The organism is Pseudomonas sp. Marseille-QA0332 (genome assembly GCF_054950175.1).
On the sequence record NZ_CM143106.1, the window covers coordinates 3,262,515 to 3,278,150 of the forward strand.

Consider the following 15,636-nt stretch of genomic DNA (forward strand, 5'->3'; position numbering starts at 1 on the left):
TCCTCATGCAAGTAACGCCAGCATAACCGACACATTGATCAAACCCGATACCGCTTCGATGGTCGCTCGTCGAACCCTGCCAAACCACCGAGACACGCCTTGAGCCTGTTATCGGCTGCGACCAACGAAGCAATAGGTCGACCCAGGAGGCCAGGCCACTCAGACTTCGGGCAGGTTTGCGCCATAACGAGGCCGGTGGCATTCGCGCACCAAGCCCAATGCCTGGATCCGGCTTGTGCCGGCGCAGGTATCCCCATCCTGCCGATTCGCTACGCCATCGTTCCCCGTGATCCCGAAATACCGGTGTCCGCTACGCCCAGCCTTCGGAGCGGGGTTGCCACCGCTGCAACGCTCGGCCTACACCCTGCGCGTCCTGCGCTCCGGTTACGTCTGCGTGTTCATGAAAGGCACGGAGCACGAGCGGCTGGTCATTCATGAATATGACGGGCGAAGGCCGCTTGAAGGAATCCAAGTACCAGGGGCTGGGTTGATACCTGCATCAACCACGCGGCGCGTAGGCAAATACATCGGCGCGCATGCGATGCGCATCCATCCCGGCCTCCACCAGCGCATCGAGGGTGGCGTACACCATGTTCGGCGAGCCGCTGGCGTAGACGTGCACTTGGTTCAGGTCGCTGATGTCCTCGCAAACGGCCTGGTGCAGCAGCCCGCAGCGCCCTTCCCAGCCGCACAGGTCGCTTACCACCTTGTGCAGGTACAGGTTGGGCAGCCTTTCCCACTCGGGCCAGTGCTCGATGTCGTAGAAGTCCTCTGGACGGCGCACTCCCCAGTAGAGGTGGACAGGATGCTCGAAGCCCTTGGCCCGACAATGCTCGATCAGGCTGTGCATCTGACCCATGCCGGTTCCGGCGGCGATCAGCACCAGCGGCCCGTCCGGCAGCTCGGCCAGGTGGGTATCGCCGAAAGGCAATTCGACCCGCGCCACGCCATTGCGCTGAAACTGGGCGATCAGTTGCCGGGCACTGTCTTCGCGCGCCAGCACATGAAGTTCCAGCTCGCGCCCGCAATGGGGAGCGGACGCCAGCGAAAAGGCGGCCTTGCCGGCCCCCTCGCGCTCGACCAGCAAGTACTGCCCGGCGTGGTAGCGCGGCGCCTTGCCGGCAGGCGCACGCAGGCGGACCCGCCAGACGTCGCCTCCGACCTCGCGGCACTCGCTCACCGTGCAGGCCAGCTCACGCACGGGCAGTTCACCCAGCGCCAGTACACCGTCCCAGAGCAGTACGCAATCTTCCAGCGGCTCGGCGATGCAGGTATACAGCTCGCCATGATCACGAACCTCCCCATCCTGCCGTACCCGACCTTCGACCAGCAGCGCCGCGCACACATGGCAGTTGCCGTTGCGGCAGCTCTGTGGACAGTCATAGCCCAGGCGGCGTGCCGCATCCAGAATCCTTTCACCCGGTTCGACCGCCAATACGGCCCCGGACGGCTGCAAGGTCACCTGCATTCAATCTATTCCCAGCTGGTCCCACAACTCGTCGATACGGCGGGTGACGGCTTCGTCCTTGACGATGGCTCGTCCCCACTCGCGTGAGGTTTCGCCTGGCCACTTGTGGGTCGCGTCCAGGCCCATCTTCGACCCCAGGCCCGAGACCGGCGACGCGAAGTCGAGGTAGTCGATCGGGGTGTTCTCGATCATCACGGTATCACGCTTGGGGTCCATGCGGGTGGTGATCGCCCAGATCACGTCGTTCCAGTCGCGCGCATCGATGTCGTCGTCGGTCACGATGACGAACTTGGTGTACATGAACTGGCGCAGGAAAGACCAGACACCCAGCATCACGCGCTTGGCATGGCCAGGGTACTGTTTCTTCATGGTCACCACGGCCATGCGGTACGAGCAGCCTTCCGGCGGCAGGTAGAAGTCGGTGATCTCCGGAAACTGCTTTTGCAGGATCGGCACGAACACTTCGTTCAAGGCCACGCCGAGGATCGCCGGCTCGTCCGGTGGTCGCCCCGTGTAGGTGCTGTGATAGATCGGCTGGCGCCGGTGGGTGATGCGCTCGATGGTGAATACCGGGAAGGTGTCGACTTCGTTGTAGTACCCGGTGTGATCGCCATAGGGACCTTCCGGCGCGGTCTCGCCCGGATGGATGACACCCTCGAGGATGACCTCGGCGGTGGCCGGCACCTGCAGGTCGCTGCCGCGACACTTGACCAGCTCGGTGCGATTGCCGCGAAGCAGGCCGGCGAAGGCATATTCGGACAAGGTGTCAGGCACCGGCGTGACGGCCCCGAGGATGGTAGCCGGGTCGGCGCCAAGCGCGACCGCCACGGGGAAGGGCTGGCCCGGGTGCTTCTCGCACCACTCGCGATAGTCCAGGGCGCCGCCGCGATGGCTCAGCCAACGCATGATGACCTTGTTGCGGCCGATCACCTGCTGGCGATAGATGCCCAGGTTCTGTCGTTCCTTGTTGGGCCCCCGCGTGACGGTCAAGCCCCAGGTGATCAAGGGTGCGACATCACCTGGCCAGCAGTGCTGGATCGGCAGCTGGCCGAGATCGACGTCCTCGCCCTCCACCACGACCTCCTGACAGACCGCGTCCTTGACCACCTTGGGCGCCATCGACACGACCTTCTTGAAGATCGGCAGCTTCGACCAGGCGTCCCTGAGCCCCTTGGGCGGCTCGGGCTCCTTGAGGAAGGCCAGCAGCTTGCCGATCTCGCGCAGCTCCTCGACCGACTCGGCGCCCATGCCCATGGCCACTCGCTCGGGGGTACCGAACAGGTTGCCGAGTACCGGCATGTCGAAGCCGGTGGGTTTCTCGAACAGCAATGCCGGGCCCTTGGCGCGCAAGGTACGATCGCAGACCTCGGTCATTTCCAGGATGGGCGAGATCGGAACCTGGATGCGCTTGAGCTCGCCGCGCTGTTCCAGGCCACGGATAAAGTCGCGTAAATCGCGATACTGCATGCGTGAGCCTCGTGTTGGCCGTATCGGTCGGGATGCAGAGTGTATCGCCGATAGGAGGGTAATACGAATGCCTGGAACGACTCGGGGCCACCACGCGACCCACCGCGGCCGGAGCGACCGCGATGGGCTGCGTGGCAGCCCCGGCGTCATTTCAAGTGTCGAATGAGCTTACTTGCGTTTCATCGACAGGAAGAACTCGTCGTTGGTCTTGGTCTGCTTGAGCTTGTCGACCAGAAACTCGATGGCGGCGACTTCGTCCATCGGGTGCAGCAGCTTGCGCAGGATCCACATGCGCTGCAGCTCGTCGTCGGCGGTCAGCAGCTCTTCGCGACGGGTGCCCGAACGGTTGATGTTGATGGCCGGGAACACGCGTTTCTCGGCAATGCGGCGGTCAAGCGGCAGCTCCATGTTGCCAGTGCCCTTGAACTCCTCGTAGATCACCTCGTCCATCTTCGAGCCGGTTTCGACCAGCGCGGTGGCGATGATGGTCAGCGAACCGCCTTCCTCGATATTGCGGGCAGCGCCGAAGAAACGCTTGGGCTTCTCCAGGGCATGGGCGTCGACACCACCGGTCAGGACCTTGCCGGAGCTCGGGATGACGGTGTTGTAGGCGCGCGCCAGACGGGTGATGGAGTCGAGCAGGATCACCACGTCCTTCTTGTGCTCGACCAGGCGCTTGGCCTTCTCGATGACCATCTCGGCGACCTGTACGTGGCGGGTCGGCGGCTCGTCGAAGGTCGAGGCGACCACTTCGCCACGCACGGTGCGCTGCATCTCGGTCACTTCTTCAGGACGTTCGTCGATCAGCAGGACGATCAGATGACACTCGGGATTGTTACGGGTGATGTTGGCCGCGATGTTCTGCAGCATGATGGTCTTGCCCGCCTTCGGCGGGGCGACGATCAGGCCGCGCTGGCCCTTGCCGATAGGGGCGCACAGGTCGATGACACGACCGGTGAGGTCTTCGGTGGAGCCGTTGCCGGCCTCCATCGTCAACCGCTCGTTGGGGAACAGCGGCGTCAGGTTCTCGAAGAGGATCTTGTTCTTGGCGTTTTCCGGGCGGTCGAAATTGATGGTATCGACCTTCAGCAACGCGAAGTAACGCTCGCCTTCCTTGGGCGGGCGGATCTTGCCGACGATGGTATCGCCGGTGCGCAGGTTGAAGCGGCGGATCTGGCTAGGCGAGACATAGATGTCGTCGGGGCCGGCCAGGTAGGACGCATCGGCCGAACGCAGGAAACCGAATCCATCCTGGAGAATCTCCAGCACGCCGTCACCCGAGATCTCCTCGCCGCTTTTCGCATGTTTTTTCAACAGGGCGAAAATCACGTCCTGCTTGCGCGAACGGGCCATGTTTTCGATGCCCATCTGTTCGGCCATTTCCAGCAGATCGGTAATCGGCTTTTGCTTGAGTTCAGTCAGGTTCATAAGGGGAGTGACGTAATCATGTAAGAAGGGAGAATTAAGCTTCTGGCTTAATGAAGCCGCGCCGCAAGAAGGCGACAGGATCGCGTACTGATTCGAATTAGGGATGCGTCGGCGACGGCGTGCAGAGGGCACTGGAGAAGCAGTGCGAGGCCGAATGTAACACTTGCTTTTTTGGACGTCTAGTGGTCTTGAAAAGAAAAGCCCCGGATTTTCCGGGGCTTTTTCCACATCACAGGTGGGCGTCGAGAAACGCCTGCAGCTGAGACTTGGACAGGGCGCCGACCTTAGTCGCCTCGACATTGCCGTTCTTGAACAGCATCAGGGTCGGAATGCCGCGCACGCCATGCTTGGCCGGCGTATCCTGGTTGTCATCGATGTTCAGCTTGGCGATGGTCAGCTTGCCTTCGTAGGTGGAGGCGATGTCGTCCAGTACCGGCGCGATCATCTTGCATGGACCGCACCATTCGGCCCAGTAGTCGACCAGCACCGGGACTTGGGCCTGCAGCACTTCGGCCTCGAAGGTGGCGTCGGTGACGTGTTTGATAAGATCGCTGCTCATGGATATCTCCAGATCGTAAGCAAGAAAAAAACTGGACCATCATATCTGCCCGGAGGCGTGACAGGAAGCGAAGGCCGATTGAGTGTAACTATAGTTGTGCATGACCAGACCAATCGAAACCGTAACACGGCTGTCATAGCATTCCTGGGCCTGCGTGCCCAGCAGCAAGCCTGGCGACGCCACGCGTTGGCGAGCGCCCAGGATCGTGGCACGATTGCCAGGTACACGACCGAGACCACCGAGACCATGCCGCATACCAAAGCGAAGAACCTGTCCCTCATCGCCGCCATCGACCTTGGCTCCAACAGTTTCCACATGGTCGTGGCCAAGGCCCATCATGGCGAGATCCGGATTCTCGAACGGCTGGGCGAAAAGGTGCAACTGGCCGCCGGCATCAACGAGGACCGCCTGCTCAGCGAAGAGGCCATGCAGCGCGGCCTCGATTGTCTCAAGCGCTTCGCCCAGCTGATAAACGGCATGCCGGACGGCTCCGTGCGGATCGTCGGCACCAACGCCCTGCGCGAGGCGCGCAACCGGGCCGAGTTCATCCAGCGCGCCCAGGCCATCCTAGGGCATCCGGTGGAAGTCATTTCCGGGCGCGAGGAAGCCCGGCTGATCTACCTGGGCGTGTCGCACACGCTCGCCGATACACCCGGCAAGCGCCTGGTGGCCGACATCGGCGGCGGCAGCACCGAATTCATCATCGGCCAGCGTTTTGAGCCGTTGCTGCGCGAAAGCCTGCAGATGGGCTGCGTGAGTTTCACCCAGCGTTATTTCCGCGACGGCAAGGTCACCCCTGCCCGCTATGCCCAGGCCTACACCGCGGCGCGCCTAGAACTGATGAGCATCGAGAACGGCCTGCATCGCCTGGGCTGGGACGAGGCCATCGGCTCGTCTGGCACCATCCGCGCCATCGGTTCGGCGATCAAGGCCGGCGGCCAGGGTAGCGGCGAGGTCAATGCCGCCGGGCTGGCCTGGCTCAAGCGCAAGCTGTTCAAGCTGGGCGAGACCGACAAGATCGACTTCGAGGGCGTCAAGCCAGACCGGCGGGCGATCTTTCCGGCCGGCCTGGCCATCCTCGAAGCGATCTTCGATGCGCTCGAGCTGCAACGCATGGAGCATTGCGACGGCGCGCTGCGCGAGGGCGTGCTCTACGATCTGCTCGGGCGTCACCAGCATGAAGACGTGCGCGAGCGCACCCTGAGCTCGCTGATGGAGCGCTATCACGTCGACCAGGGCCAGGCAGTACGGGTCGAGCGCAAGGCCCTGCATGCCTTCGACCAGGTGGCCGAAGCCTGGGGCCTGGCCGAGGGCAACTGGCGTGACCTGCTGGGTTGGGCGGCGAAGGTCCATGAAGTGGGCCTGGACATCGCCCACTACCATTACCACAAGCATGGCGCCTACCTGATCGAGCATTCCGACCTGGCAGGCTTCTCTCGCGAGGACCAGCAGATGCTGGCGCTGCTGGTGCGCGGCCACCGCCGCAACATTCCCAGGGACCGTTTCGCCGAATTCGGCGAAGCGGGTGCGGCGCTGATTCGTCTTTGTGTCCTGCTGCGTTTCGCCATCCTCTTTCACCACATCCGCGGCACTCAGCAGATGCCTGCCGTGGAGCTGCAGGCGGGCCAGGATCGGCTGGACGTGGTGTTTCCCGAAGGCTGGCTGGAGCAGAACCAGCTGACCCAGGCCGACTTCGCCAACGAGGCGGAGTGGCTGGCCCGGGTCGGCTTCGTCCTCAGCGTACGCTGAGGACCGGGTTGCTCAGGCGCTCCAGCAGGGTCGCCTGGGCATTGCGCGGGTTCTGGTTGCCGGTTGGCGTGCTGCGCACGTAGCGCCCATCGGACTGCAGGATCCAGGCGTGGGTATTGTCGGTCAGGTAGCTGTCCAGCTCCTTCTTGACCCGCATGATCAGTTTCTTGCCTTCGACCGGGAAACAGGTCTCGACCCGCTTGTCGAGGTTGCGCTCCATCCAGTCGGCGCTGGAGAGGAACATCTGTTCCTCGCCGCCATTGAGGAAGTAGAACACCCGCGTATGCTCCAGGAAGCGCCCGACGATCGAGCGCACCTGGATGTTGTGGGAGACGCCAGGTATCCCCGGACGCAGGCAGCACATGCCACGCACCACCAGGTCGATGCGCACGCCGGCCTGGCTGGCCTTGTAGAGTGCGCGAATGACCTTGGCATCGGTCAGCGAGTTGAACTTGGCGATGATGTGCGCCGGCTTGCCCTCGGCCGCGAACTGGGTCTCCCGGGCAATCATGTCGAGCATGCCTTTCTTCAAGGTGAACGGCGCATGCATGAGCTTTTTCATGCGCAGGGTCTTGCCCATGCCGATCAGCTGGCTGAACAGCTTGCCGACGTCCTCGCACAAGGCGTCGTCGGAGGTCAGCAGGCTGTAGTCGGTGTACAGGCGAGCGTTGCCAGCATGGTAGTTGCCGGTGCCGAGGTGAGCATAGCGCACGATCTCGCCAGCCTCGCGACGCAGGATCAGCATCATCTTGGCGTGGGTCTTGAAGCCCACCACGCCATAGATGACCACCGCGCCAGCGGCCTGCAGCCGGCTCGCCATCTGCAGGTTGGACTCTTCGTCGAAGCGCGCCCGCAGTTCGATCACCGCAGTGACCTCCTTGCCATTGCGCGCGGCATCGACCAGCGCGTCGACGATCTCGGAATTGGCCCCGCTGCGGTAGAGGGTCTGGCGCACGGCCAGCACGTGCGGATCCTTGGCCGCCTGGCGCAGCAGGTCGATCACTGGCGTGAAGGATTCGAACGGGTGCATCAGCAGCACATCCTGCTTGCTGATTACGCTGAAGATGTTGTCGGCGTTCTGCAGCAGCTTGGGGATGGCGGGCGTGAAGGGGGTGTACTGCAGCTCGGGATGGCTGTCCAGACTGGTGATGCTGAACAGGCGCGTCAGGTTGACCGGGCCATTGACCTGGTACAACTCGCTCTCGCTGAGGCTGAATTGCTTGAGCAGGTAGTCGGACAGGTGTTTCGGACAGGTATCGGCCACTTCCAGGCGCACCGCGTCACCATAGCGGCGCGAGAACAGTTCGCCGCGCAAGGCCCGGGCGAGGTCCTCGACGTCTTCGGAGTCCAGAGCCAGGTCGGCGTTGCGGGTCAGGCGGAACTGGTAGCAGCCCTTGACCTTCATGCCCTGGAACAGGTCATCGGCATGAGCATGGATCATCGAGGAAAGGAATACATGGTTGGCACCCGGCCCGCCGACCTCCTCTGGCACGCGAATCACCCGGGGCAGCAGGCGCGGCGCGGGAATGATGGCGAGACCCGAATCGCGACCGAAGGCATCGACACCCTCGAGTTCGACGATGAAGTTCAGGCTCTTGTTGACCAGCAACGGGAACGGATGGGTCGGGTCGAGGCCGATCGGCGTGATGATCGGGGCGATCTCGTCACGGAAATAGCGACGGACCCAGGTCTTGAGCTTGGGCGTCCAGTAGCGGCGACGAATGAAGCGGATCTGGTGCTTCTCCAGTTCCGGCAGCAGCACGTCGTTGAGGATCGCGTACTGACGCTCGACCTCGATATGCACCAGTTCGCTGATCCGTGCCAGGGCCTGGTGTGGCTGCAGGCCATCGGCCCCGGCCAGCTCACGAGCGAAGGCAATCTGCTTCTTCAGACCGGCGACACGGATCTCGAAGAACTCGTCCAGGTTGCTCGAGAAGATCAGCAGGAATTTCAGGCGCTCGAGCAAGGGATAGGACTCGTCCAGCGCCTGCTCCAGCACACGAATGTTGAACTGCAGCTGTGAAAGCTCGCGATGAATGTACAGGCTGCTGTCGTCCAGCCCCGGAATGCTGACCACCGGAGCGGGCGCTGGCGCCGGAGTTGGCGCTGCGGCCTCGGCCACCGGTTCGGCGGGCAGGTTCGCAGGCGTCTGCAGCAGTTCGCTGGGGAGCGCCTGGGCTTCCTTGTTTTCGACAGGTGTGGGCACTTCGTTATTCATCGGAACGTCCTGGAGGGCTGGCTGCCCTTTCATCGGTTGAGCGGCACGAACGGCGAAATGGCTCAGGATGCCATCAGCGCCTGTCCGCTTGAAAGCGGTCAAGGGCAAAGATCGACGGCCTTGCCGAGCCAGCCAGCGTGAAGGGCATAATGGGCAGGCATTTATGTGCCCATCGGCGAACAGGTCAGAGCATCGGCAGTGGCGTGGGTTTGCCGACCCGCAGCGCAACGGACGCCTCGCCGACAGCCAGGCAAGCCGATGAAGCAAGGCCCATGCACCGAAGGCAAGTTCATGGTGCACGCCCGGCCCCGCGCAGGCGGGCCGGCGCGATAGTTATAGGCGTCCATTATGACGCCGGCATGACAGGCCGTCGCAAGCCTGCGACTGATGGCGACAATGATTGTTCCTTGGAAACCGTTCACCTCGAGACACATTTGGACACTTTCGCGAATCTGCGCGAAGGGGTAGGCTGCGCGTTCATTTCGCCAGCACCCATGACATGCTTCAACAATTCCTGCAGGATTTCGGCTACTTTGCCCTTTTTCTCGGCACGTTTTTTGAAGGCGAGACCATTCTGGTTCTTGCGGGCTTCCTCGCGTTCCGCGGATACATGGACATCAACCTGGTAGTGCTGACCGCGTTTTGCGGCAGTTATGCTGGGGACCAGCTGTGGTACTTCATGGGCCGTCGGCACGGCCGCGCTTTGCTGGCACGCAAGCCGCGCTGGCAGGCCATGGGCGATCGCGCGCTGGAACACATCCGTCGGCATCCGGATATCTGGGTGTTGAGCTTCCGCTTCGTCTACGGGCTGCGCACGGTCATGCCGGTGGCCATCGGCCTGTCCGGCTATCCACCGCGGCGCTACCTTCTGCTGAACGGCATCGGCGCCGCGGTGTGGGCATTGGCGCTGGGTGTCGCGGCCTATCACTTCGGCGCGATTCTCGAAGGCTTGCTTGGCAACGTGAAGAAGTACGAGCTGTGGGTGCTCGGTGGCTTGCTGGTACTGGGCGCGTTGCTGTGGATACGTCGCCGGTTCCGCACCGTTCGCGCCGAACGCAAGGCTGCCGCGCAGGCACTGGCCACACGCCAGGCCGAGCAAGGCAAGCACGAGCCCTGATCCGACATCCGGCAGGCCTCGCCAATGCTGGGTAACCCTGGGCATATCTGCCACACTAGGGTCATCGACGCCTAGATACTGGAGTACTGAGCATGACAAAGAAAGTTGCGGTGATTCTCTCCGGCTGCGGCGTGTATGACGGCGCCGAGATCCAGGAAAGCGTGATCACCTTGCTGCGCCTGGACCAGCGCGGCGCCCAGGTGCAGTGTTTCGCGCCGAACATTGCGCAACTGCATGTGATCGATCACCTCACTGGCCAGACCATGCCCGAGTCGCGCAACGTCCTGGTCGAGTCGGCGCGCATCGCTCGCGGCCAGGTCAAGGACCTGCGCGAAGCCAATGCCGAGCAGTTCGATGCGCTGATCGTGCCAGGCGGTTTCGGCGCGGCCAAGAATCTTTCCAACTTCGCCCTGGAGGGCAGCGACTGCAGCGTCCATCCAGACGTGCTGGCCTTGGCCGAAGCATTCGCCGAAGCCGGCAAGCCGGTTGGCCTGATCTGTATCGCCCCGGCCATGGCGGCGAAGATCTACGGTCCGGGCGTGGTCTGCACCATCGGCAACGATGCCGACACCAGCGCAGCCATGGTGAAGATGGGGGCTACCCACGAGCAGTGCGATGTCCATGACATCGTCGAGGATACCCAGCGCAAACTGGTCACCACGCCTGCCTACATGCTCGCCCAGTCCATCAGCGAAGCGGCCGGGGGCATCTACAAGCTGGTCGACCGGGTCCTGGAAATGACCCATGAAGGCGATCGGTAACGGTCGATTCACCCCGGACCTGCCTGGCGCGCCAGGCGCGTCAGGATCCGGTCCAGCGAATTGGCAAAGGCCTGCTTGTCCCGCTCGCCGTAAGGCGGCTGGCCACCGCCGGCCTGCCCCTGCTCGCGCAATTCGGTGAACAGGTTGCGCACCGCCAACCTGTCCCCCATGTTGCGCTCGTCGAACTCGCGCCCTCGTGGATCCAGGGCCGCGACGCCCTTCTTCAGCAGTCGATCGGCCAGCGGGACGTCGCTGCAGATCACCAGCTCCCCTGGCAGGGCGTGCTCGACCAGATGGTCGTCGGCCGCATCCATGCCGCTGGGTACCACGATCAGGCGCACGCAGGCCAGCGCCGGCTTGGTCTGGGGCTGACCGGCCACCAGCATGACCTGCAACTTGCGCTTGAGCGCGAACTTGACCACCAGTTCCTTCGCGGCCTTGGGACACGCATCGGCATCGATCCATATACGCATGCAACAGTTACCTGAAGACCGAACAAGGCTTCAGTATCCTTGGCCCCGACCGGCGTATCAATCGACCTTCACCGATGGCCGCCGCAGACCGTCGTTCATGACGCAGGCGCCGCACCCCGGCTTATTGATCTTTCCTACCTCTCAAAGCGAATATTCGGTATCAAAAAGCCATTATTTTGCTTGTGAATCTGTTTATACTTGCGCCCCGCTCGTCATGGCGAGCATGCATCAAGGCACCTCGCTCAAGAGGAATTTGACGACAGCCTGGGAACGCCGCCCCGCCGATGCGGCCTCCCACGACTCATGGAAGAAGTTCAGATGGTCTCGCGCGCCCTCACCCTGGCGACCTTGGTCGCTACCCTGCAGCTGACCGGCTGCGCTGCTTTTCGCAGCTACGACAGCGAACTCCAGCAGACCAACCAGCAGCTGACCGCAGGCAACGTGGATGCGGCACTGGAGCTGCTCGAAAAGAACAACAGAAGCGCCGACAAGGACCTTCTCTACTATTTCGAGAAGGGCGAGCTGCTGCGTTCCAAGGGGGATCTTCAAGGCAGCCAGCAAGCCTGGCGTTCGGCCGATGATGCGGTGTTCCGCTGGGAAGAGTCGGTCAAGCTCGATACCGAGAAGTACCTGAGCCAGTTCGGCAGCTACCTGGTCAACGACAAGGTTCGTCGTTACGAAGGCTACGACTACGAGAAAGTCATGCTGACCACGCAGATGGCCTTGAACCTGCTGGCGCTGAACGATTTCGAAGGTGCCCGGACCGAGATCAAGAAGACTCATGAGCGCGAAGCAGTCATCGCCGCGCTGCGCGACAAGGAATACCTCAAGCGCGAGCAGGAGTCGGAGAAGAAAGGAATCAGGACCGAGTACAAGGATCTTCAGGGCTACCCGGTAGCCAGCCTCGACGCCCCCGAGGTGATCGGCCTGAAGAACAGCTACCAGAGTGCGTTCAGCCACTACCTGGCCGGCTACGTCTACGAGGCGCTCGGTGAAAAGGGCCTGGCCGCGCCGGGCTATCGCAAGGCGGCGGAGCTGCGGCCGAACACGCCGCTGCTGGAACAGGCCCTGCTGGGCCTGGACCGCAAGCACAGCAAAACCGGGGAAAGCGATGTGCTGATCGTCGTGCAGAGCGGCCTGGCGCCAGCCCGCGACTCCATGCGTATCCCGCTGCCGCTGCCCATCGACGGTAACCTGGTGATCACTCCGCTGTCCTTCCCGGTGATCCGGGAGGACGTCTCGACAGCCCATATCGGCGAGCTTTACCTCAACGGCAAGGCCGTGGCCCTCACTTCGCTCAACAGCACCAGTGCCATGTCACGCCGCGCATTGCGCGACGACCTGCCGGGCATCATCCTGCGCACCAGCGTGCGTGCCATCAGCCGTGGCGTCGCGCAGAAGAAGATGAACGAGACCAGCCCCCTGGCCGGCCTGGCCATGGGCATCGCCTCGGCCATCGTCGAAGGCGCCGACACGCGTACCTGGCGCACGCTGCCGAACGAAACCCAGGTGGTTCGCCTTCGGCTCAAGCAGGGAGAACATCAGCTGAGCCTGCCGTCGGCCCTCGGCGGCAGCCGGATCACGATCGACATCGATCGTCCCTACCAGGTCGTGCCCCTGCGCGTGGTCGGCCAGCAAGTCTTCGCCGGCGGCCCTGCGGCCAAGGTCGAGCCAGGCATGCAAGCCCAGGCCATCGCCACACTCAAGTAACCCTCAAGGATCGATATGCGCAAGACTTTCCTCGCCCTTGCCGCGGCAGCCGTACTGGCCGGCTGCGCCACCCCGCCACCACCCGCGCCGGGCAGCGCTGCCAGCAAGGTCGTGGTCATGGGCTCGCTGGACGACATCGACATCGGCCCGATGCGCGTCGCACGCGAAAACGGCTTCCTGACCGTCAAGGTATCGCTGGACAACACCAGTCGCAGCAACCAGACGCTGTACTACCGCTTCGCCTGGCTGGGCAACGATGGTTTCCCGGTCGCGGGTGAAGAAAGCTGGAAAAGCCTGACCCTGTACGGCAAGCAAGCCAGCGTGCTGCCGGCCATCGCGCCGGTTCCCCAGGCCACCGACTTCCGTATCGAAGTCCAGTCCCGGTAATTTCCCTCTGGAGTATTCCATGCTCGCACGTTTTACCCTCGCCGCCGTCACCATTGCCCTGGTCAGCGGTTGCAGCACCTCCTCGCCGGTCATCGGCGGCAAGCACACCAGTTATGGCGACAGCAAGGGCATCGAGCTGGTGACCAACGAGTTCGGCTCCACCGACCTGCAGATGATCGCTGAAAGCATGACGCGCTCCCTGGCACAGTCCGGTGTCCTGCAGGGACGCCCGGTGGTTCAGGTCTACGATGTGAAGAACAAGACCAGCGAGTACATCGATACCCGCGAGATCACCACGTCGATCAAGACCCAACTGATGAAGTCCGGCACTGCCCGCTTCGCCAGCGACAATGCCGACATGCAGAGCCAGGTCGACCAGCTCAAGCTGCAGAACCAGACCGGCCTGTACAAGAAGAGCACCACGGCCAGGACTGGCAACATGATCGCCGCCAAGTATCGCCTGGAAGGTTCGATCAGCTCGATCGTCAAGCGCAGCAGCGACTACAAGGACGTGTTCTACAAATTCAGCCTGCAGCTGGTCGACGTGGAGAGCGGTCTGGCCGAATGGATGGACGAAAAAGAAATTCGCAAGACCACGGAGCGCTGATCGATGCGTGCATGGATGGGTATCCTTGGCCTGCTGTGCGCCTTCGGCGCGCAGGCGGCCCCGAAACTCGCGGTGACCGACCTGGCCTACCAGACGCGCGTGGAAGACTACGTGCACATGGTCTCGGCACAGAACGGCAGCCACGCCAGCCAGTACAACGCCAGCAGCTCGTCGAGCTACAGCGAGTTCGAAAGCAGCCAGAGTTATATCGAGCAGACCGAGCTACGCAAGTTCAGCGGCGACATCAAGGGCGAGATCCTCAAGTCCGGCATGTTCCAGCTGGTCCAGGGAACGCCGTACACCGCGGCTTCCAGCGAAGATGTGCATGATGTGATCAGGCGTATCAAAAATGGCGCGTTCAAGGGTGCCGACTATGTGCTGTTCGGTACCCTTTCGGATATCGATTTCCAGCGCGATGTCACCTCGATCGACAATACCAGCAGCTACTCGGCGATCCTCGGCCTGACCCTGGTAGCCGATTTCAGCCTGATCAATACCCGCACCTACGAAATCACCTCGGCCTTCACGGCCATGGGCGAGGGGCAGGACACCAAGCTGGTCGGCAGCCGGGACGGCCGGGTAACGCTCAATCGTCCGAAGGTGGTACGCGAGGTGTCGAAGGCATTGGGGTTGGACGTGACCAAGCAGCTGGCCGAACAGTTGGTCGGCGTGATGCCACCGGAGCTGCACCCTGCTCCACGCAACCATCTTCCGCCGGATGAACCAGCACGCATTCTGCGATAGCTCCCCGGCAGACGCTCGGCAAGCCGCCTCGATGCGTCAGAGGTTCTGCAAGGGCGCCTTTGGCACATCCGGGTTCAGACATGAACTCAGGTGTGCCCCCCGACATGACGAATTTCGACATTCTTGTCGTTGATGACAAATGTCACTCGGTTTTTTTGGCTGAGCCGAATCTGATAAAGGTTGGTTTTTTTGTCCAGTTGCTTGAAGTTGGTGTCGCCGATGAGCTTTGCAGCCTCTTTCGGGTGATAGCCTTCATTCTGGATCAGCTGCTTGAAGGCTTGGAACGTCTCCTCTTCGGAGGGTGACAACTGCTGGACGTGCTTTGCCTTGTCATCCGAATAAGTCCAACGCTCCGTCTTTTCGCTTTGACTGGAGCCTGGCACAGCCAAACTCGCAGGTCTCTTGGGCTTCTTGGGGCTCCTGGGCAATCTTTTCGGCATATGTCCGGTCGGATCGTGCAGATTGACGGGGTCGCCCTTGGCATACGCATAAGCGTTCATGCCCCCCTCGCCAAACGGACTCAGACTGTCTGGACTGTAGAAACGCATCAGCCCAGGGCTGAACATCCGATAGCCGTTTCCGAGATGATAACCTCCAAGAACAGGATCCAAGCGCTCGCCATCGAAGCCTGGCAAGCCGGCTGGGCTGTTCGCCGCCGGACGATAACCGTACGGCAGATAAACGAAAGTCATGGCCGTCGCTGAGCCAATCGTCTGCAATGTGGAATAAGCTCGATCAGTAGCCAACAGCCAGATTCGGTCGCACGCCTGACAGTGAGCAAGCGCCTGATGCGCATCACGAAAGATTCGAGACCTGGCGTCGTCATCAACTTCATTGATCAAGTGGTTTCGCTGATAGAAAAACAATGGATTCATATCGTGCCCCTTGGAGACGGGGCCGCCATACCTAGGCCACACCCCGAACTTTTTCAAGAGCAGCATAACGAAA

The 15,636-nt window shown here is 62.2% G+C and carries 14 protein-coding genes; 7 read left to right on the plus strand and 7 right to left on the minus strand.

Annotated elements, in window-relative coordinates; translation table 11 throughout:
• Positions 1–499 precede the first annotated feature (499 nt).
• The 4 genes from ACY8GK_RS15125 to trxA all read right to left on the minus strand — a co-directional run bounded on the left by ACY8GK_RS15125 (position 500) and on the right by trxA (position 4,922).
• Positions 500–1,468 carry a CDP-6-deoxy-delta-3,4-glucoseen reductase gene (locus ACY8GK_RS15125; RefSeq protein WP_462401558.1) on the minus strand — a complete coding sequence of 323 codons (969 nt, stop codon included), beginning with the start codon at positions 1,466–1,468 and terminating at the stop codon, positions 500–502.
• On the minus strand, positions 1,469–2,935 hold the full coding sequence (gene ubiD, locus ACY8GK_RS15130; protein WP_462401559.1) for a 4-hydroxy-3-polyprenylbenzoate decarboxylase: 1,467 nt from the start codon (positions 2,933–2,935) through the stop codon (positions 1,469–1,471). It abuts the gene before it with no gap.
• 168 nt (positions 2,936–3,103) lie between these two features.
• Positions 3,104–4,363, minus strand: a complete 1,260-nt coding sequence (rho, locus tag ACY8GK_RS15135) for a transcription termination factor Rho (RefSeq protein WP_196180931.1) — start codon at positions 4,361–4,363, stop codon at positions 3,104–3,106.
• Positions 4,364–4,592: 229 nt separating this feature from the next.
• Positions 4,593–4,922, minus strand: a complete 330-nt coding sequence (gene trxA / locus ACY8GK_RS15140) for a thioredoxin TrxA (protein ID WP_196180932.1) — start codon at positions 4,920–4,922, stop codon at positions 4,593–4,595.
• A 246-nt stretch (positions 4,923–5,168) separates the two neighbouring features.
• On the opposite strand from trxA, the gene ppx reads away from it, so the two are divergent.
• Complete coding sequence (gene ppx, locus ACY8GK_RS15145; RefSeq protein ID WP_196180934.1) at positions 5,169–6,671, plus strand: exopolyphosphatase; 1,503 nt, start codon at positions 5,169–5,171, stop codon at positions 6,669–6,671.
• Here the strand turns inward: ppx and ppk1 are convergent.
• On the minus strand, positions 6,658–8,889 hold the full coding sequence (ppk1, locus tag ACY8GK_RS15150; RefSeq protein ID WP_196180935.1) for a polyphosphate kinase 1: 2,232 nt from the start codon (positions 8,887–8,889) through the stop codon (positions 6,658–6,660). The two genes, ppx and ppk1, sit on opposite strands and share 14 nt — an antisense overlap.
• A gap of 499 nt (positions 8,890–9,388) precedes the next feature.
• On the opposite strand from ppk1, the gene ACY8GK_RS15155 reads away from it, so the two are divergent.
• Positions 9,389–10,006, plus strand: a complete 618-nt coding sequence (locus ACY8GK_RS15155) for a DedA family protein (RefSeq protein WP_196180937.1) — start codon at positions 9,389–9,391, stop codon at positions 10,004–10,006.
• Positions 10,007–10,098: 92 nt separating this feature from the next.
• Complete coding sequence (elbB, locus tag ACY8GK_RS15160) at positions 10,099–10,767, plus strand: isoprenoid biosynthesis glyoxalase ElbB (RefSeq protein ID WP_196180939.1); 669 nt, start codon at positions 10,099–10,101, stop codon at positions 10,765–10,767.
• Positions 10,768–10,775: 8 nt separating this feature from the next.
• Here the strand turns inward: elbB and ACY8GK_RS15165 are convergent, their stop codons facing one another.
• Positions 10,776–11,240 carry a YaiI/YqxD family protein gene (locus ACY8GK_RS15165; protein ID WP_196180941.1) on the minus strand — a complete coding sequence of 155 codons (465 nt, stop codon included), beginning with the start codon at positions 11,238–11,240 and terminating at the stop codon, positions 10,776–10,778.
• A gap of 318 nt (positions 11,241–11,558) precedes the next feature.
• Here ACY8GK_RS15165 and ACY8GK_RS15170 point away from each other — a divergent pair, with 318 nt between their 5' ends.
• From ACY8GK_RS15170 to ACY8GK_RS15185, 4 genes are read left to right on the plus strand one after another with little or no spacing between them, the layout of a single operon-like run.
• The gene (locus ACY8GK_RS15170; RefSeq protein ID WP_196180943.1) at positions 11,559–12,950 is read left to right on the plus strand and encodes a COG3014 family protein; all 1,392 of its coding nucleotides are present in this window, start codon (positions 11,559–11,561) and stop codon (positions 12,948–12,950) included.
• 15 nt (positions 12,951–12,965) lie between these two features.
• Entirely contained in the window at positions 12,966–13,337 is a 372-nt protein-coding gene (locus ACY8GK_RS15175; RefSeq protein ID WP_196180945.1) for a YcfL family protein, read from the plus strand.
• Positions 13,338–13,356: 19 nt separating this feature from the next.
• The gene (gene lpoB, locus ACY8GK_RS15180; protein ID WP_196180946.1) at positions 13,357–13,944 is read left to right on the plus strand and encodes a penicillin-binding protein activator LpoB; all 588 of its coding nucleotides are present in this window, start codon (positions 13,357–13,359) and stop codon (positions 13,942–13,944) included.
• A 3-nt stretch (positions 13,945–13,947) separates the two neighbouring features.
• Positions 13,948–14,688, plus strand: coding sequence for a penicillin-binding protein activator LpoB (locus ACY8GK_RS15185; protein ID WP_196180947.1), 741 nt, complete (start codon positions 13,948–13,950; stop codon positions 14,686–14,688).
• A gap of 86 nt (positions 14,689–14,774) precedes the next feature.
• Here the strand turns inward: ACY8GK_RS15185 and ACY8GK_RS15190 are convergent, their stop codons facing one another.
• On the minus strand, positions 14,775–15,563 hold the full coding sequence (locus tag ACY8GK_RS15190) for an RHS repeat-associated core domain-containing protein (RefSeq protein ID WP_230376192.1): 789 nt from the start codon (positions 15,561–15,563) through the stop codon (positions 14,775–14,777).
• Positions 15,564–15,636 lie beyond the last annotated feature (73 nt).